The sequence below is a fragment of the Actinophytocola sp. genome (genome assembly GCF_035762905.1).
In the GTDB taxonomy this organism is placed as follows: Bacteria; Actinomycetota; Actinomycetes; order Mycobacteriales; family Pseudonocardiaceae; genus DASYTH01.
Genome location: NZ_DASUCC010000095.1, coordinates 72,370 through 90,098, shown reverse-complemented (window position 1 = coordinate 90,098; position 17,729 = coordinate 72,370). Strand labels below are relative to the sequence as shown.

Genomic DNA, 17,729 nt, shown 5'->3' with positions numbered 1-17,729 from the left:
CGCCCCATGTCATCCCTCGTTCCGGGCCAGCCTAGTCGGCTACCCGCCGTCGTGTGATCTGTAACCGATCTGGTGCTCCGGGCCGCACCCGCGCCGGGTGACCTGCGGCGGCGCGGCTAGGATTTCGGCGTTACCCGAGCCGACCGATCGAGGAGCGACATGGCGGTGCGCACCGCCGGTGTGGACCCGACCACGCCGCGCAGCCGCCGGCGTGTGCTCCGCGCGTACGTGGCCATGACCAAGCCGCGGATCATCGAGCTGCTCCTGATCACCACGGTGCCGGCCATGATGCTCGCCGCCCGCGGGATTCCGTCGCCCTGGCTGGTGCTCGCCACGCTGTTCGGCGGGACCATGGCCGCGGCCAGTGCCAACGTGCTCAACTGCGTGGCGGACGCGGACATCGACGCGATCATGAAGCGGACCAGGTCCCGCCCGCTGGCCCGGCACGAGGTGCCCACCCGGCACGCGCTGGTGTTCGGGGTGGTGCTCGGCGTGGTCGCGTTCACCTGGCTCTACGCCACCACCAACCTGCTCGCCGCGGCGATGGCGGTCGGCGCGATCCTGTTCTACGTCCTGGTCTACACGCTGGTGCTCAAGCGGCGTACCGCGCAGAACATCGTGTGGGGCGGCGCGGCCGGCTGCATGCCGGTGGTGATCGGCTGGGCCGCGGTGACCGGCGAGGTGGCCTGGCCCGCGCTGGTGATGTTCGGGGTGATCTTCTTCTGGACCCCGCCGCACTTCTGGGCGCTGGCCATGCGGTTCCGCGACGACTACGCCCGGGCCGGGGTGCCGATGCTGCCGGTGGTCGCCACGGCCGAGCGGGTGGCCCGGCAGATCGTCATCTACTCGTGGGTGATGGTCGCCTGGACGCTGCTGCTGGTTCCGGTCACCGGCTGGATCTACCTGGCCGTTGCGGTGCTCGCCGGGGGCTGGTTCCTCAGCTACGCGCACCGGCTGCACGCCAGCGTGCGGCGCGGCGAGAAGGGCAACCCGATCCGGCTGTTCCACCTGTCCAACAGCTATCTCACGCTGGTGTTCGTGGCTCTCGCGGTGGACTCGGCGCTGGGCCTTCCGCTGGTGACGGGGTGACCAACCGGTTCAGCAGGGTGTCCAGCGCGGCCTGACCGGTGCGCCGGGCCGCCTGCTTGTCGGCCGCCCTGGCGATCAGCATCGCGGCCTCGCCGACCGCGGCCAGCACCATGTGCGCCAGCATGTCCACGTTCTCCTCGGGCAGCCGGCCGGTCCGGGCGATCCGGCGCAGCGTGGCCTTGGTGCGGCCGAGCGTGTGCAGCTCGTCGAGCTGGCGGCACCGGTCCCAGCCCACCACCGCGGTCGCCTCGAGCATGACGATCCGCTGGATGACCGGGTCGACGGTGTGGTCCAGCCAGGTCGTGCAGCCGGCCCGCAGGCTCTCCACCGGGTCGTCGAACTTGCGGGCCGCGTCGGCCGACGCCTCGGCGATCTCGCCGATCACCCGGTCCAGGACGGCGTCGAACAGCTCCGCCTTGGTCGCGAAGTGGTGGTAGAAGGCGCCCCGGGCCAGGCCCGTGGTCTCCAGCAGGGTGCTCACCGAGGTCGCCTCGTAGCCGTGCCGGCCGAACAGCTCGAAGCCGGCCGTGATCAGCCGCTCCCGCGTGGTCTTCCCGCGCTCCACCCGCATGTCCACGGCGAAAAGAGTAGCCGACCGACAGTCGGTCTGTTAATTTACCGACCGACAGTCGGTTTGTCTTCGGACCAGGGGAGCCCGCATGACCAGCACCGTGACCGCACCCGCCCTGACCACGCTCACCCTCGACGACGGGATGAGGCTGGCCTATCGCGAGCTGGGCTCCGGCCCGCCGGTGCTGCTGCTGCACGGCTGGCCGACCTCGTCCTACCTCTGGCGCGGCGTGATGCCGGCGATCGCCCGGCACAGCTGCGTCATCGCGCTGGACCTGCCCGGGTTCGGCGGTTCGGACAAGCCGCTGGACGTCCGGTACGACTTCGACCTCTACGCCCGGGTGCTGGACGGGTTCCTGGACCGGCTCGAGATGGACCCGGTCGACCTCGCCGTGCACGACATCAGCGGACCGATCGCCGTGCACTGGGCGCTGCGCAACCCCGGCCGGGTGCGCCGGCTGGCCCTGCTCAACACCCTGCTGTACCCGGAGCTGCACCCCGAGGTGGTGGAGTTCGCCACCGCGCTGGCCCGCCCGGAGACCCGGGACGACCTGGTCAGCCCGGCTGGCCTGGCCCGCATCATGCGGCTCGGCTGCGCCGAGGAGGCCCGGCTGTCCGACGAGGCCATCGCCGCCGTCCAGCGGCCCTACGCCGACCCGGCCGCCCGGCTGGCGCTGGCCAGGGCCGGGTTCAACCTCAACCCACGCGGCTTCGCCGAGATCGCCGACCGCCTGCCGGCGCTGGACGTGCCGGTCCGGATCATCTACGGCGAGCGGGACCGGGTGCTGCCGGACGTCGCCGAGACCATGGCCAGGGTGCGGCGCGACCTGCCCGGCGCCGAGGTCACCACATTGCCCGACTGCGGACACTTCATCCAGGAGGAGGCGCCGGACCGGGTGGGCGAGCTGCTCGCCGAATTCTTCGCCGCCGGCCGGGTTGCGCTATGAGACGGCCCGCAGCAGTTGCTCGACGGTCGGGTCGTCCAGCGACTCCCTGATACACCGCCACAGTTGCAGGTTCGCCTCGGCCCAGCGCGAGTACATGGCCGCGGCCTCGGGGTTGTAGAAGTAGTAGCCGTCGTCGTGTACGACCTGCTGCTCGGTGACGATCTTGTTGGCCAGCTCGCGCAGGCTCACGCCGTTCTCGGCCAGATAGCGGTGGGCGAGCACCACCGGCGTCACCGGCAGCGCCTTGAACAGCGTGTCCGCGTCGGAAAGGGCCTGCGCCTCGAGGGAGATGTCCCGATGCCGGGTCGCCATCTCGGCCTCCCGGACGATCTCGTCGATCCGCGTGGCGGCCGCCGGGTCGACGTCGGCGAGGGCCAGGATCTGCAACCGCAGCCGGCGCCCGGCCACGGCGGCGGAGTTGCGCGCGACGATGTAGTTCACGTCGTGCACCAGCGCGGCGACCTCGACCAGGCCGGCGTCGGCGCCGTTGGCCTCGGCGAACTCGACCGCCTTGGCCCGCACGAAGCTCACATGGTGCCAACCGTGGAACGGAAGCCGCTGGGCATAGCGCTGGCACAGCGTGTGGACGTGACCGCTGACGGCGTCGATCGACGCTCGGGACAGCGTGCTGACTCCGTCCGTCGCGCGGACGGCACGTTCAGCAGACATCGCACCCCTCTATCGGCCGGCAAAGGCGGCAAGCCGGTGGGGTGGATGGTAGACGGCGGATTCGATTCTGTCTTCTTTGGAACTCCTCCTTGTCAGTGAATGTCAGCTTTGTCAGATACGCCTGACCAGTTCGTCAAGCCGGGATTCCACCGGCACATGACGGTGGCTGACCTGGGTGTTGGGGTCGAAGGACAGGCTCCAGCCGGTCACCTCCCGGGATTTGACGAGAAATGTCATGGTCGCGTCGGCGGCGACCGGAATGCGGTGGAACTCGGTGGACCACATGGTGCCCACCGCACCCACCTCGCACGGCCGGGCGCACACCAGTTCGGCGTCCGCGATCAGCTCGGTGGCCGGGTCGATCTGCGCCTGGTAGCTCTCGTGCAGGTAGGCGCCGCGCACGATCGTGGTGCAGAAGTGGTACCGGTGGTTGTGCACCGAGTCGGCGTAGCCGGGCCGCCAGTCCCGCTGCGGCTTGTACTCGTGCAGCCAGAACGTGAACGGCTCGTCCGGCCGGTCGCGCAGGCACCAGGCGAAGTGCGTGGTGGTCTCCCGGGACCGGGCGATCACGTCGTTGGCCGCCGCCGGGCTCAGGTCGTGCACGTGGTCGCGCAGCACGATGCGCAGGTCCGGCCGGTCCACCCAGGACTGGAAGCGCTCGTCGACCAGGTCCCAGCGCACCCGCAGCGGTTGGTCCACCCGATTGAGTAGTCCGGCCAGCCCGGCCAGCCCGGACACCGCGATCGCCATGACCATCAGCTCCCCAATCCCGCGGCCAGGGTGAACTCGTGCCGGAACGCGTGGAACTTGCTCTCCAGGTCCTCGAACCGCTCCGGGGTCAGCCGGCCGCCGGTGACCTTCTCGAACTGGGCGAGGAACTCGCCGCGGGTGGTCTCCGGCGTGATCACCATGTGCCGGGCGTCCCGGGAGTTGCGCAGCCGGCCGAACTCCGCGCGCTCCATGTTGTAGATGAACGAGCCCTCGGAGAACCGCAGCGTGCGCGGGTAGAGCGTGGTCGAGCCGGCGTCGCTGTAGAGGGTTATCCACACGCTCTCGTCGAACATCTCCAGCCGGTCGAGCGGCGGGTCGGCGATCGCGGTCACGTCGATCCGGCTGCACCGGCTGCGGGCCAGGTACAGCCCGAGCAGACCGATCTGGATGTCCTCGTGCAGCCGGTCCTGGATGGTCTCGAAGTCGGCGACCACGCCCTCGTTGCGGATCAGGTAGCGGGCCCGGCCGGTGATCGCCGTGCGCTCCCGCGGGTCGGCGACCACCGCGCGCAGCTCCCACTCGGCCCGGGCGAGCAGCAACCGGGCCGCCGCGTGCCGGCCGGAGAAGCCGCGGAAGAAGTACTGCCGGGTGTTGCGCAGGTCCTGCATCATCAGCTGGTTGAACGCGGCATCCGGCTCGTTGGTGGGTTCGAAGACGTGGGTGGGAAAGAACTCGCGGTTCAGCGACCGGTACTCGGCGGCCAGCTCCCGCAGGGCGCGCCGGTTCTCCTCGATCAGGGGGGTGACCATGGCGCGCTGGGAGGCACTCGTGGTGATCAGGGTTTGCCCGAACCCCACGATGGCGGTGATCATGGTGCCGGTCGCCAGCGCGGTGACCAGGTTCTTTCCGGTGCCGGTCGGCATGGACGCCGAAACGATCATCGACCCACCCGAGACCACGATCAGAATCAGCAGTAGCAGACCTGTTCTGGTCCAGAAGATCTCTTGAATCGGGTTGCTGCCGCGGCCCTGAGCGTCCGCGCGCAAGGTAGGTCACCTCCTTGACTGCGCCCGGCCAGACGAACGCGCACTGTGTCCGGTCAAGCGCGTGGAGTTACTGTACGCCCAAGGGCTGCCAGGTGAAATAGGATTTTAGGGTGACGGTACCCATTCACAGTATGTCACCAGAAGTCACCGGACAATTACGCTCCGGTGACAACATGACGCACAACCGTTGATTTACGATGCCGGCGTGCTTTCACCCCTGACCTGCAGTCATTGACCGCCCAGCGGGAGCGGGTCTGGCCGGGTTGCCCGACCGGCTCAGTCGGTGTTGAGCAGCAGCTTTCCGGTGGTGCGCCGGCTCTGCAGGTCCTCGTGCGCGGTCCGGGCGTCGGCCAGCGGGTAGGTGGCGCCGATCCGCACGGACAGCGCGCCGGACGTGATCGCGTCGTACACCTCGCCGGCCCGCCAGCGCAGCTCGTCCGGGGTGGCGGTGTAGTGCGCCGAGGTGGGTCGGGTGAGGAAGACCGAGCCGGCCGCGCTCAGCCGCTGCGGTTCGACCGGCGGCACCGGGCCGCTGGACTGGCCGAACAGCACCAGCATCCCGCGCCGCGCCACGCTGGCCAGGCTGCCGTCGAAGGTCGTGGCGCCGACGCCGTCGTAGACCACCTCGACGCCCGCGCCGTCGGTGAGCCGGCGGGTCTCCTCGGTGAAGTCGGTCTCGGTGTAGCGGATCACCTCGTCCGCCCCGGCGCCGCGGGCCAGCTCCTCCTTCTCCGGTGTGGACACCGTGCCGATCACCCGCGCCCCGCGCGCCTTGGCCAACTGCACCAGCAGCAGCCCGGTGCCGCCGGCCGCCGCGTGCACCAGCGCGGTGTCGCCCGGCTTGAGCGGGTACGTCGAGGTCACCAGGTAGTGCGCCGTCACCCCCTGCAGCAGGGCCGCCGCCGCGACCTCGTCGCCGATCCCGTCCGGCACCCGCACAGCCACGTCCGCCTTGACCACGACCTGTCGGGCGTAGCTGCCCGGCGCGCCCATCCAGGCCACCCGGTCGCCTACGGCGAACCCGGACACGTCCTCGCCCACCGCGAGCACCGTCCCGGCGCCCTCAAGGCCCGGCACGAACGGCAGCTCCCTGGGGTAGAGGCCGATGCGGTGGTAGACGTCGATGTAGTTGACCCCGGCCGCGGCCGCCTCGACCAGCAGCTCACCCGCGTGCGGGGACGACCGGTCGATCTCCGTGTACTCCAGCACCTCCGGACCCCCGGTCCGCCGCACCAGAATCGCTTGGGGCACTGTGCGCTCCTTCCCCGAGGCGGCCGCGGTCCCGCGCCGCGCACCACATCGTCACGGTGGCGATGATCACCAGCATGGCACCGAGCACGTGCAGCGACACCAGGATCTCTGGAACCCCGGTCCAGTACTGCACGAAACCCAGCACGCCCTGACCGAGCACGGCGGCGACCAGCAGCGCGAACCGCAGCCACAGCGGGCGCGGTGCGCCGAGGGCCAGCAGCACCCCCAGCCCGATCAGCAGGCCGAGGTAGACGAACAGGAACGCGGCATGCACGTGCGCCAGGGTCTGCACCGGCAGCGCCAGGCGCGGGGTGTCCGGGTCGCCGGCGTGCGGTCCGGCGCCGGTCACCATCGTGCCGGCGACCAGCAGGCAGGCCAGCACCACGGTCATGGCCAGCAGCACCCCGCGCACCCCGGCCGGCCCCACCGGGCGCGGCGGCGCGTCGCCCTCGTCGACCGCGTGCACCAGCAGCACGGCCAGCCAGACCATCACGGTGGAGGCGAGCAGGTGCACCGCGACGGTCCACCAGAGCAGGTCCAGCTGCACCGTGACGCCGCCGATCAGACCCTGCACCAGGACCCCGAGCGGCATCGCGGCGGCCAGCCACAGGTAGCGGCCCCGGCGCCGGGACAGCCAGGCGAGCGCGAAGCTGGCCAGCGCGACGATCCCGACCACCCCGGTGAACAGCCGGTTGCCGTACTCGATCCACTGGTGCAGCGTGGCGAACTCGGGGTGCTCGACCGGGAACATGCTGCCCGGCAGGCACTGCGGCCAGGTCGGACAGCCGAGGCCGGAGCCGGTGACCCGGACGATCGAGCCGGTGACGGCGATCAGCGCCTGGGTCACGACGACCGCGATGGCGCAGGCGCGTTGCAGTCCGAGACCGGGAGCGGGCAGCCGGCGAAGCCAGTCGAGCACGGTGCGATCGTAGTTTCGCCGCGATCAGGACAGCCGAGTGGTCCGGGTAGCGAGCGCGCCGGCGGCCAGGCCCCAGGCCAGCAGCACGGCGAACACCGGCAGGCCCGGCGCGGCGCCGTGCACCAACGCGGTGTGCAGCCCGCTGGCGAGCCCGGCGGACGGCAGCAGTGCCACGACGTCGCCGGTCAGGCCCGGCATCGAGTCGGCGGGGAACACGATCCCGCCGGCGAACAGCAGCACGAACCAGATGATGTTGGCCAGCGCCAGCACGATCTCGGCCTTGAACATTCCGCCGAGCAGCACGCCGAGCGCCCCGAAGGTGAGCGTGCCGAGGATCACCAGCAGCACGGCCCAGGCGATCCCGGCCGGCTCGGGCGACCAGCCGAGCATCGCGGCCACCACGCCGAGCACGACCAGCTGGATGAACACCACCACCAGACCGGCCAGCACCCGCCCGGTGACCAGCAGCCAGCGGGGGAGTGCGGTGGCGGCGAGCCGCTTGAGCACCCCGTAGCGGCGGTCGAAGCCGAGCGCGATCGCCTGCCCGGTAAACGCGGAGGACATCACGGCCAGCGCGAAGATCCGCGGGGCGACCGTGTCGATCCGCGGCTCCGGGATGGTGAACACGGTCATCACGGTCAGGCCGACCAGCAGCGCCAGCGGGATCAGCAGGGTGAGCAGGATCTGCTCGCTGTTGCGCAGGGTCAGCACGGCCTCGGTGCGGGCATGGATGAACAGCATCCGGGCCGGACGGCCGCGGCCCGGTGCCGGCCGGAACGTGCCGGGCGGGAACTGGGTGGTCGTCATTGGCGCAGCTCCCGTCCGGTCAGCTCGAGGAACACGTCCTCGAGGCTGCGCCGGCCGACCTTGAGCTCCTCGGCCAGCACGCCCTGCTGTGCGCACCAGGCGGTGACCGCGGAGAGCACCTGGGGGTCCGCCCGACCGGACACCAGGTACCAGCCCGGGGTCGGCTCGCGCACCTCGCAGCCCTCCGGGAGCGCGCCGGTCAGCAGCGTCGTGTCCAGCCCGGGCGCGGTGCGGAACCGCAGCTGTGCGGTGTCGGGCTGCTCAAGGGTGAGCTGGCGCGGCGTGCCCTCGGCCACCGCGTGCCCGTGGTCGATGATCACCACGTGGTCGGCGAGCGTCTCCGCCTCCTCCATCAGGTGGGTGGTGAGCAGCACGCTGACCCCGTCGGTGCGCAGCGCGGCGATCAGGTCCCAGACCAGCCGGCGGGCCTGCGGATCGAGCCCGGCGGTCGGCTCGTCGAGGAAGACCAGCTCGGGCCGGCCGACCAGCGCGCAGGCCAGGGACAGCCGCTGCTGCTGCCCGCCGGACAGGCGCTTGTACGGGATCCGCCGGACCGGGCCGAGCCCGAGCACGTCGATCAGCCAGGCCGGGTCGATCGGATCGGCCGCGCACGCCGCCACCAGGTTCATCATCTCGCCGGCCCGCACGCCCGGATAGGCGCCGCCGCCCTGGGGCATCACGCCGATCCGGGGCCGCAGCCGGTCGCCCTCGGTCGCCGGGTCGAGCCCGAGCACCCGGACCGTGCCGGCGTCGGCCCGCAGGAACCCCTCACACACCTCGATCGTGGTGGTCTTGCCGGCGCCGTTCGGCCCGAGCAGCGCGAACACCTGCCCGCGCTCCACCCGCAGGTCGAGGCCGGCCACCGCGGTCGTGGCGCCGTACCGCTTGACCAGACCGGAAACCGTCACGGCAGGCGCGGTGGCGGTACTGGTCACGGATGTAAAGCCTAGGGTGTGCAAATCGGCTGCGGCTGGATGGGATCCACCTGGTGGGGTCGGGTCAGGCCCGGCGCGGCAGGTACCGGTAGACCAGCGCGACGGCCACCGCCACGGCGATCAGCGCGGCGGCGTAGGTGTAGGGCAGTACGAAGGTCCGGCCGTCGAAGGTGCTGCCGGTCGGCGGCAACGCGACGGCGAGCAGCGCGCTGATCGCGGTGGCCGCGGTGCGGAACCGGGTGCCGCCGGCGGCCGCGGCCAGCGGCACGGCGGCCCAGACCAGGTACCACGGCTGCACGACCACCCCGAACAGCAGCACGGCGCCGAGCCCGGCACCCAGCCCGATCATCGGCCGCAGCCGCCAGCGGAAGCTGTCCCACAGCAGCTTGGCCGCGATCATCGGCCCCAACAGGGCGCCGACCACCCGACTGGCCGCGATCGCCGCGTCGATGTGATTGCCGAGCCCGAGCACGATGCCCAGCCCGCCGGCGGCGAAGCCGAGCGAGGTCATGGGTGCCATCCAGCTCCGGATCGTGCTGGCCGTGTTGAGCGTGCTCACCCAGCCGTAGCCGTTCCAGCCGAGCCCGCTGGACAGCGCCGCGACGGTGAGCACGACCAGGAACACCACCAGCAGCCCGGCCGCGGTGAGCAGCAGGTGCGACCACCGGCCGCCCATCCGTCTGGCGATCATCACGCCGAGGAACCCGAGGGCGAGGGCCGCCGGGATCTTCACCGCGGCGCCCAGCGTGATCACGCTCGCGCCGGCCGCGTACCAGAGCAGCTCGCCGCGCTGCCACGGCGGGAACGGCCCGTCCGGGCCGACCCGGGGCATCCTGCGCAGCGCCAGCTCGAACCCGACCAGCATGAGACCGATCGCCAACGCCTCGTTGTGCACGCCGATCACCAGGTGGAACAGCACCAGCGGGTTGGCCGCGCCCAGCCACAGCGCGCTCACCGGCTCGACGCCGAACCGGCGGGCCAGCCGGGGCAGCGCCCAGACGATCATGGCCAGTCCGATCAGGGCGAGCACCCGGTGCAGCGCCACGCCCCACACCACGTGGTTGCCGGTCAGCCAGTTGATCGCCTTGCCGACCGTGATGAACAGCGGGCCGTACGGCGACGGGGTGTCCCGCCAGACCGTCGGCACCCCCCGGGTGAGCTGGTCGTCGTTGCCGAGCGCCTCGGCCGGGCCGACCTCGTAGGGGTCGAGCCCGCGGGCGGCGATCTCGCTCTGCGCCAGGTAGCTGTAGACGTCCCGGCTGAACATCGGGACGGTGAACACCAGGGGAGTGGTCCACATGACCAGCGTGCGGGCCATCTGTGAGACCGACATCAGCCGCCGCCGGCCGGGCCGGGCCAGCCGGCCGAGCGCCAGCCAGGCCAGCACGACCATGAACATGCCGGTGAACGCGATGGCGAGGGCGACCGTGTTCATCCGGGTGAACAGACCGAGCACGGGCAGCTGGAAGACCGGGTTGAACACCGGCGCCGCGCCGGTGCCCAGCGACCCGAGGGCCAGCAGCAGCGCGCCGACCGTGCCGAACCGCCGGATGATGTCGAGCTGGCGGCGCTCGGTGGGGTCTAACGGTTCGCTCGAGCCCGGCATGTCCGCGGCGGGCGTCCCGGAGGCCGGTCCGGGCTCCTCGGGTGCGCTGCGGTATGCGGTGTCACCTCGTGTTTCTCCCGCGACCACCAGCGAAGGGTAGCGAGCCCGGCGGCCCGTGAGGCCAGTCACCTTCTATGCATGCGACTTTGCCTCCGTCACCGAAATACGACACACTTGTGTTGTGAAAAACGAGCAGCTTGCCGAGGGACGCACCCGCGTGGGTGTGGCCCGTCTGCTGCTCGAGGACGGTCCGATCACCGCGGCGGCGATCGCCGAGCGCCTGGGGTTGAGCATGACGGCCGTGCGCCGCCATCTGGACGCCCTGGTGGCCGTCGGCGAGGCGTACACCCGCGAGGCACCGGTCCGCGGCCACCGCGGCCGCGGTCGTCCGGCCAAGGTCTTCCTGCTCACCGAGACCGGCCGGGCCCAGTTCGGGCACGCCTACGACGACCTGGCGATCAGCGCGATCCGGTTCCTGGCCGAGACCGGTGGCGAGGATGCCGTGCGGGCGTTCGCCGAGCGGCGGGTGGCCAGCCTGGTCGGACCGCACCGCGCCGCGGTGCTGGCCCACGCGGACCCGGCCGAACGGGCGAAGGCCCTTGCGGCCGCGCTCAGCCGCGAGGGATACGCTGCGTCAACACGGCAGGTCGGCGCGGGGGAGCAACTCTGCCAGCACCACTGCCCGGTCGCCCACGTCGCGGCCGAGTTCCCGCAGCTGTGCGAGGTCGAGACGGCGGCGTTCGCCGACCTGCTCGGCATCCACGTGCAGCGGCTGGCCACCATCGCGCGCGGCGACGCCGCGTGCACCACACACGTTCCGCTCGGCGGTCCCGTACCCGCGCAGCGGACAACCACCACAACCGAAGGGACGCCTTCATGACCACCGCACCGGAGCGCACCGGCGGTGCGCCCCTGAGCCAGGAGGAGACGCTCGCGACGCTCGGCCGCTACGCGTTCGGCTGGGCCGACTCCGACGTCGCCGGTTCGAGCGCTCAGCGCGGCCTGTCCGAAGCCGTCGTCCGCGACATCTCGGCCAAGAAGGACGAGCCGGAGTGGATGCTGGAGTCCCGGCTCAAGGCACTGCGGCTGTTCGACCGCAAGCCGATGCCCAACTGGGGCGCCGACCTGTCCGGCATCCACTTCGACAAGATCAAGTACTTCGTGCGCTCGACCGAGAAGCAGGCGGCCAGTTGGGAGGACCTGCCCGAGGACATCAAGAACACCTACGACCGGCTGGGCATCCCTGAGGCGGAGAAGCAGCGCCTGGTGGCCGGGGTCGCCGCGCAGTACGAGTCCGAGGTGGTCTATCACAAGATCCGCGAGGACCTCGAGGCCCTTGGCGTGATCTTCCTGGACACCGATACCGGCCTGCGTGAGCACCCGGAGCTGTTCGAGGAGTACTTCGGCTCGGTGATCCCGCACGGGGACAACAAGTTCTCCGCGCTCAACGGCGCCGTGTGGTCCGGCGGGTCGTTCATCTACGTGCCGCCGGGCGTGCACGTGGACATCCCGCTGCAGGCCTACTTCCGGATCAACACGGAGAACATGGGGCAGTTCGAGCGGACCCTGATCATCGTCGACGAGGGCGCCTACGTGCACTACGTCGAGGGCTGCACCGCGCCGATCTACTCGTCCGACTCGCTGCACTCGGCGGTCGTGGAGATCATCGTCAAGAAGGGCGGCCGCTGCCGGTACACCACCATCCAGAACTGGTCGAACAACGTCTACAACCTGGTCACCAAGCGGGCCAAGGCCGAGGCGGGCGCGACCATGGAGTGGATCGACGGCAACATCGGCTCCAAGGTGACGATGAAGTACCCCTCGGTGTTCCTGATGGGCGAGCACGCCAAGGGCGAGGTGCTCTCGATCGCCTTCGCCGGCGAGGGCCAGCACCAGGACGCCGGCGCGAAGATGGTCCACATGGCACCGCACACGTCCTCGACGATCGTGTCCAAGTCGGTCGCGCGGGGCGGCGGCCGCACCTCCTACCGCGGTCTGGTGCAGGTGAACAAGCGGGCCCACAACTCCCGCTCCACGGTGAAGTGCGACGCGCTGCTGGTGGACACGATCAGCCGGTCGGACACCTATCCCTACGTGGACATCCGCGAGGACGACGTCTCGATGGGTCACGAGGCCACCGTGTCCAAGATCAGCGACGACCAGCTGTTCTACCTGATGTCGCGCGGCCTCACCGAGGACGAGGCGATGGCGATGGTGGTGCGTGGGTTCGTCGAGCCGATCGCCCGCGAACTGCCGATGGAGTACGCGCTCGAGCTGAACCGGCTGATCGAGCTGCAGATGGAAGGGGCCGTCGGCTAGATGTCGACCACGACTCAACCGCACTCGCACGGTGCGGTGGTACCGCAGTCCTCCCGCGCGGAGTGGTTCACCTCCTTCGACGTGGACGCCTTCGAGGTGCCCGGCGGCCGGGAGGAGATCTGGCGCTTCACGCCGATGAAGCGGCTGCACGGGCTGCACAGCGGCGCGGCGGCCACCGGCACGGCGACGGTGGAGGTCGGCGCCGGACCCGAGGTTCGGGTGGACACCGTGGCCCGCGGCGACGAGCGGCTCGGGGTGGCCGGCACACCGGCGGACCGGATCGCCGCGCAGGCCTGGTGCTCGTTCACCGAGGCCACCGTGCTGACCATTCCGCGCGATGTGGTCCCGGCCGCGCCCGTCATGGTCACCGTGACCGGGCCGGGGGAGGGCACGATCGCCTACGGGCACCTGCAGGTGCGGGCCGAGCGGTTCGCCGAGGCGGTCGTGGTGCTCGACCACCGGGGCGGCGGAACCTACGCCGACAACCTCGAGTTCGTGGTGGCGGACGGGGCGAAGCTGACCGTCGTGGCCGTGCACGACTGGGCCGACGACGCGGTGCACGTCTCCGCGCACCATGCCAGCATCGGCCGGGACGCCACCCTCAAGCACACCGTGATCACCCTTGGCGGCGACCTGGTGCGGGTCAACCCGACCGCCACGTTCACCGACCGGGGCGGCGACGTCGAACTGCTCGGGCTGTACTTCGCCGACGCCGGCCAGCACCTCGAGCACCGCACGTTCGTCGACCACGCACAGCCCAACTGCCGCAGCCGGGTGACCTACAAGGGCGCGCTGCAGGGCGAGGGCGCGCACACGGTGTGGATCGGCGACGTGCTGATCCGGGCCGCGGCCGAGGGTACCGACACCTTCGAGCTGAACCGGAACCTGGTGCTCACCGACGGCGCGCGGGCCGACTCGGTGCCGAACCTGGAGATCGAGACCGGGGAGATCGAGGGCGCCGGGCACGCCAGCGCCACCGGCCGGTTCGACGACGAGCAGCTGTTCTACCTGCAGGCCAGGGGAATCCCGGTCGACCAGGCCCGGCGGCTGGTGGTCCGCGGGTTCTTCCACGAGGTCCTGCAGAAGATCGACGTGCCGGAGCTGCGCGAACGGCTGGAGGCGGCGATCGAGACCGAGCTCGAGGCGGTCGGGATATGACCGTCCCGGTGTGCGCACTGTCCGAACTGGACGATGGCAAGCCGTTCGGCACCGAGATCGCAGACGTGCCGGTCGTCCTTGTGCGGCAAGGCGATCAGGTGCACGCGCTGCGCGACGAGTGCTCGCACGCGGAGTTGGCGCTGTCCGAGGGCGAGCTGACCGCCAAGGGCCTGGAGTGCTGGCTGCACGGCTCCTGCTTCGACCTGCGCACCGGAGCGCCGTCCGCCCCGCCGGCCACCGAGCCGGTCGACGTGTTTTCCGTGACGATCACCGACGGTCAGGTCTACGTGGACCCGACCCCGGTCAACCACCACAGCTGAAGGATGTAGATGTCCACCCTCGAGATCAAGGACCTGCACGTCTCGGTCGTCGCCGACGAGACCGACAAGGAGATCCTGTCCGGCGTCGACCTGACGATCCGGGCCGGCGAGACGCACGCGATCATGGGACCGAACGGGTCGGGCAAGTCCACCCTGTCCTACGCGATCGCCGGCCACCCCAAGTACCAGGTGACCTCCGGATCGGTGTCGCTGGACGGCGAGAACGTGCTGGACATGTCCGTGGACGAGCGGGCGCGGGCCGGTCTGTTCCTGGCCATGCAGTACCCGGTCGAGGTTCCCGGCGTGTCCATGTCCAATTTCCTGCGCACGGCCGTCACCGCGATCCGGGGCGAGGCACCCAAGCTGCGGCTGTGGGTCAAGGAGGTCAAGGAGGCGATGGCCGGGCTGGACATCGACCCGGCCTTCGCCGAGCGCAGCGTGAACGAGGGCTTCTCCGGTGGTGAGAAGAAGCGCCACGAGATCCTGCAACTGGCGCTGCTCCAGCCGAAGATCGCGATCCTGGACGAGACCGACTCCGGACTGGACGTGGACGCGCTGCGGGTGGTTTCCGCGGGTATCAACCACTTCAAGTCCTCGGGGGAGGTCGGCGTCATGCTGATCACGCACTACACGCGGATCCTGCGGCACATCACCCCGGACTACGTGCACGTCTTCGCCGGCGGCCGGATCGTCGAGTCCGGTGGTTCGGAACTGGCCGAGCAGCTCGAGAACGACGGCTACGTGCGGTTCACCGGCAAGCAGGAAGCCGCCCGGATCGGCTGAGAGGGGGAGCGGTGACTCTGGACGTCGAGGCGATCCGCAAGGACTTCCCGATCCTGGACCGTGTCGTGCACGGCGACAAACCGTTGGTGTACCTGGACAACGCGGCCACGTCGCAGAAGCCGCGGCAGGTGATCGAGGCGATCGTGTCGTACTACGAACGGCACAACGCCAACGTGCACCGCGGCATCCACACGCTGGCCGAGGAGGCCACGGCGCTGTACGAGTCCGCTCGGGACCGGGTGGCGGCGTTCATCTCGGCGCCCAGCCGGGACGAGGTGATCTTCACCAAGAACTCGTCCGAGGCGATGAACCTGGTGGCCCGGGTGCTCGGCGACGCCGAGCCGCCGTACCGGGTCGGGCCCGGTGACGAGATCGTCATCACCGAGATGGAGCACCACTCCAACATCGTTCCGTGGCACCAGCTCGCCGAGCGCACCGGCGCGACCCTGCGCTGGTTCCGGATCACCGACGACGGTCGACTCGATCTGTCGACATTGGACGAAGTGGTCAACGAGCGGACGAAGATCGTGTCGATGGTGCACGTGTCCAACCTGCTCGGCACGGTCAACCCGGTGGAGACGGTGATCCGGCGGGCCCGCGAGGTGGGCGCGCTGGTGCTGCTGGACGCTTCGCAGTCCGCGCCGCACCTGCCGCTGAACGTGCGGACGCTCGACGCCGACTTCGTCGCGTTCACCGGCCACAAGATGCTCGGTCCGACCGGCATCGGCGTGCTGTGGGGACGGCTGGAACTGCTCCGCGCCCTGCCGCCGTTCCTCGGCGGCGGCGAGATGATCGAGTTGGTCACGATGGAGCGCTCGACGTTCGCCCAGCCGCCGCACAAGTACGAGGCGGGCACCCCGCCGATCGCCGAGGCGGTGGGCCTCGGCGCCGCCGTGGACTACCTGACCGCCGTCGGGATGGACGCGATCGCCGCGCACGAGGCCGAGTTGACCCGGTACGTGCTGGAGCGGCTGCGCACCGTGCCGGGCTTGCGGATCATCGGACCGGACACGGCCGAGGGCCGGGTGGCCGAGGTGTCCTTCGCGCTGGACGGCATCCACCCGCACGACGTCGGGCAGGTGCTCGACGAGCAGGGCATCGCGGTCCGGGTCGGGCACCACTGCGCCCGCCCCGCCGTCATCCGGTTCGGAATTCCGGCGACCACCCGGGCGTCGTTCTACCTGTACAACACGCCGGCCGAGGTGGACGCGCTGGTCGGCGGGCTGGCCCGGGTGCGGAAGGTGTTCGGCGGATGAACCTCGACTCGATGTACCAGGAGATCATCCTGGACCACTACAAGAACCCGCACCGGCGCGGCCTGCGGGAGCCGTTCGACGCCGAGTCCTTCCAGGTCAACCCGACCTGCGGGGACGAGGTGACGTTGCGGGTGAAGCTGTCCGGCGGCACCGTCGAAGACGTGTCCTACGAGGGCCAGGGCTGCTCGATCAGCCAGGCGTCCACGTCGGTGCTCACCGACCTGGTCGTCGGCCACGGCCTGGACGACGCGATGTCCACAATGGACGCCTTCGTCGAGCTGATCCAGGGCCGCGGTCAGGTGAGTCCGGACGAGGAGAAGCTGGAGGACGCCGTCGCGTTCGCCGGAGTCGCCAGGTATCCGGCCCGGGTGAAGTGTGCTTTGCTGGGCTGGATGGCGTTCAAGGACGCGGTGTCCAGGGCCGATGGAGGCGAGATCCGATGAGTACCGAGCAGGCCGATCTGGCCGCGATCGAGGACGTCGAGGAAGCCATGCGGGACGTGGTCGACCCCGAACTGGGGATCAACGTCGTCGATCTCGGTCTGGTGTACGACATCCGGGTGGAGGAGGACAACACCGCCACCATCGACATGACGCTGACCTCGGCGGCGTGCCCGCTGACCGACGTGATCGAGGACCAGACCCGCGCCGCGCTGACCGGTGGACCCGGCGGCGGCCTGGTGAGCGACTTCCGGATCAACTGGGTCTGGATGCCGCCGTGGGGCCCGGAGAAGATCACCGAGGACGGCCGCGAGCAGCTGCGCGCGCTCGGCTTCACCGTCTGAGCGGTGGCCCGCCCGACCGCCGCCGAACTGGCCGCGGCCCGTGACCGGACCATTCCCGACGTGATCGCACCGGGACTTTCGGTGCTGTTCTGCGGAATCAACCCGGGCCTGTACTCGGCCGCCACCGGCTTCCACTTCGCCCGTCCCGGCAACCGGTTCTGGCCCGTCCTGTACCACTCCGGCCTGACCCCACGCCTGCTGCGCCCGGATGAGCAGCACCTGCTGCCGTCGTTCGGTCTCGGCGTGACCAACGTGGCCGCCCGGGCCACCGCGCGAGCCGACGAGCTCACCCCCGACGAGCTGCGGGCCGGCGCGGACCGGCTCACCCGGCTGGTCCGGCGCTACCGCCCGCACACCGTGGCCGTGCTCGGCATCACCGCCTACCGCACCGGTTTCGACCGGCCCCGGGCGGCGATGGGGGAGCAGCCCGGCCCGCTGGCCGGCAGCCGGCTGTGGGTGCTGCCCAACCCGAGCGGCCTCAACGCCCACTTCCAGCTCGACCGGCTCACCGCCGAGTTCGCCCAGCTGCGCGCCGCGGTGACTCCGACCGTTCGATGAC

At 70.6% G+C, this 17,729-nt stretch carries 20 protein-coding genes; 11 read left to right on the top strand and 9 right to left on the bottom strand.

What is annotated here, in order from left to right; all coding sequences use genetic code 11:
* Positions 1-159 precede the first annotated feature (159 nt).
* Positions 160-1,089 carry a heme o synthase gene (locus VFV67_RS19175; protein WP_326471797.1) on the top strand — a complete coding sequence of 310 codons (930 nt, stop codon included), beginning with the start codon at positions 160-162 and terminating at the stop codon, positions 1,087-1,089.
* On the opposite strand, the gene VFV67_RS19170 is transcribed toward VFV67_RS19175, so the two are convergent.
* Complete coding sequence (locus VFV67_RS19170) at positions 1,025-1,660, bottom strand: TetR/AcrR family transcriptional regulator (RefSeq protein WP_326472015.1); 636 nt, start codon at positions 1,658-1,660, stop codon at positions 1,025-1,027. The genes VFV67_RS19175 and VFV67_RS19170 overlap by 65 nt on opposite strands.
* An 88-nt stretch (positions 1,661-1,748) precedes the next feature.
* Here VFV67_RS19170 and VFV67_RS19165 point away from each other — a divergent pair, with 88 nt between their 5' ends.
* Positions 1,749-2,606, top strand: a complete 858-nt coding sequence (locus VFV67_RS19165; RefSeq protein ID WP_326471795.1) for an alpha/beta fold hydrolase — start codon at positions 1,749-1,751, stop codon at positions 2,604-2,606.
* Here VFV67_RS19165 and VFV67_RS19160 read toward each other — a convergent pair.
* The 8 genes from VFV67_RS19160 to mptB form a co-directional block, all read right to left on the bottom strand.
* Positions 2,601-3,275, bottom strand: a complete 675-nt coding sequence (locus VFV67_RS19160; protein ID WP_326471793.1) for an HD family phosphohydrolase — start codon at positions 3,273-3,275, stop codon at positions 2,601-2,603. The two genes, VFV67_RS19165 and VFV67_RS19160, sit on opposite strands and share 6 nt — an antisense overlap.
* 111 nt (positions 3,276-3,386) lie before the next feature.
* Complete coding sequence (locus tag VFV67_RS19155) at positions 3,387-4,025, bottom strand: hypothetical protein (protein ID WP_326471791.1); 639 nt, start codon at positions 4,023-4,025, stop codon at positions 3,387-3,389.
* 5 nt (positions 4,026-4,030) lie between these two features.
* Positions 4,031-5,032 carry a hypothetical protein gene (locus VFV67_RS19150; protein ID WP_326471789.1) on the bottom strand — a complete coding sequence of 334 codons (1,002 nt, stop codon included), beginning with the start codon at positions 5,030-5,032 and terminating at the stop codon, positions 4,031-4,033.
* Positions 5,033-5,308: 276 nt separating this feature from the next.
* On the bottom strand, positions 5,309-6,283 hold the full coding sequence (locus VFV67_RS19145; protein ID WP_326471787.1) for a quinone oxidoreductase: 975 nt from the start codon (positions 6,281-6,283) through the stop codon (positions 5,309-5,311).
* On the bottom strand, positions 6,195-7,202 hold the full coding sequence (locus VFV67_RS19140; protein WP_326471786.1) for a COX15/CtaA family protein: 1,008 nt from the start codon (positions 7,200-7,202) through the stop codon (positions 6,195-6,197). The genes VFV67_RS19145 and VFV67_RS19140 overlap by 89 nt, the downstream gene beginning before the upstream one ends.
* 24 nt (positions 7,203-7,226) lie before the next feature.
* Complete coding sequence (locus VFV67_RS19135) at positions 7,227-8,009, bottom strand: ABC transporter permease (RefSeq protein ID WP_326471784.1); 783 nt, start codon at positions 8,007-8,009, stop codon at positions 7,227-7,229.
* Positions 8,006-8,944 carry an ABC transporter ATP-binding protein gene (locus tag VFV67_RS19130; protein WP_326471782.1) on the bottom strand — a complete coding sequence of 313 codons (939 nt, stop codon included), beginning with the start codon at positions 8,942-8,944 and terminating at the stop codon, positions 8,006-8,008. Before VFV67_RS19130 ends, VFV67_RS19135 begins: the two co-directional genes overlap by 4 nt.
* A gap of 64 nt (positions 8,945-9,008) precedes the next feature.
* Entirely contained in the window at positions 9,009-10,637 is a 1,629-nt protein-coding gene (mptB, locus tag VFV67_RS19125; RefSeq protein ID WP_326471781.1) for a polyprenol phosphomannose-dependent alpha 1,6 mannosyltransferase MptB, read from the bottom strand.
* Positions 10,638-10,731: 94 nt separating this feature from the next.
* Between mptB and VFV67_RS19120 the strand changes: the two genes are divergently transcribed.
* The 9 genes from VFV67_RS19120 to mug are packed head-to-tail and all read left to right on the top strand — an operon-like array spanning position 10,732 to position 17,728.
* Complete coding sequence (locus tag VFV67_RS19120) at positions 10,732-11,430, top strand: metalloregulator ArsR/SmtB family transcription factor (RefSeq protein ID WP_326471779.1); 699 nt, start codon at positions 10,732-10,734, stop codon at positions 11,428-11,430.
* Complete coding sequence (gene sufB, locus VFV67_RS19115; protein WP_326471778.1) at positions 11,427-12,869, top strand: Fe-S cluster assembly protein SufB; 1,443 nt, start codon at positions 11,427-11,429, stop codon at positions 12,867-12,869. The genes VFV67_RS19120 and sufB overlap by 4 nt, the downstream gene beginning before the upstream one ends.
* Entirely contained in the window at positions 12,870-14,027 is a 1,158-nt protein-coding gene (gene sufD, locus VFV67_RS19110; RefSeq protein ID WP_326471777.1) for a Fe-S cluster assembly protein SufD, read from the top strand. It begins immediately after the preceding gene.
* Positions 14,024-14,347, top strand: coding sequence for a non-heme iron oxygenase ferredoxin subunit (locus tag VFV67_RS19105; protein WP_326471775.1), 324 nt, complete (start codon positions 14,024-14,026; stop codon positions 14,345-14,347). Before sufD ends, VFV67_RS19105 begins: the two co-directional genes overlap by 4 nt.
* 9 nt (positions 14,348-14,356) lie before the next feature.
* Positions 14,357-15,130 carry a Fe-S cluster assembly ATPase SufC gene (gene sufC / locus VFV67_RS19100; protein WP_326471773.1) on the top strand — a complete coding sequence of 258 codons (774 nt, stop codon included), beginning with the start codon at positions 14,357-14,359 and terminating at the stop codon, positions 15,128-15,130.
* A gap of 17 nt (positions 15,131-15,147) precedes the next feature.
* The gene (locus VFV67_RS19095) at positions 15,148-16,386 is read left to right on the top strand and encodes a cysteine desulfurase (protein ID WP_326472014.1); all 1,239 of its coding nucleotides are present in this window, start codon (positions 15,148-15,150) and stop codon (positions 16,384-16,386) included.
* Positions 16,383-16,829: a Fe-S cluster assembly sulfur transfer protein SufU gene (gene sufU, locus VFV67_RS19090; RefSeq protein ID WP_326471771.1), complete on the top strand. Its 447-nt coding sequence runs from the start codon at positions 16,383-16,385 to the stop codon at positions 16,827-16,829. The genes VFV67_RS19095 and sufU overlap by 4 nt, the downstream gene beginning before the upstream one ends.
* Complete coding sequence (locus VFV67_RS19085; RefSeq protein ID WP_326471770.1) at positions 16,826-17,170, top strand: metal-sulfur cluster assembly factor; 345 nt, start codon at positions 16,826-16,828, stop codon at positions 17,168-17,170. The genes sufU and VFV67_RS19085 overlap by 4 nt, the downstream gene beginning before the upstream one ends.
* A gap of 3 nt (positions 17,171-17,173) precedes the next feature.
* The gene (gene mug, locus VFV67_RS19080; RefSeq protein WP_326471768.1) at positions 17,174-17,728 is read left to right on the top strand and encodes a G/U mismatch-specific DNA glycosylase; all 555 of its coding nucleotides are present in this window, start codon (positions 17,174-17,176) and stop codon (positions 17,726-17,728) included.
* Position 17,729: the final 1 nt, after the last annotated feature.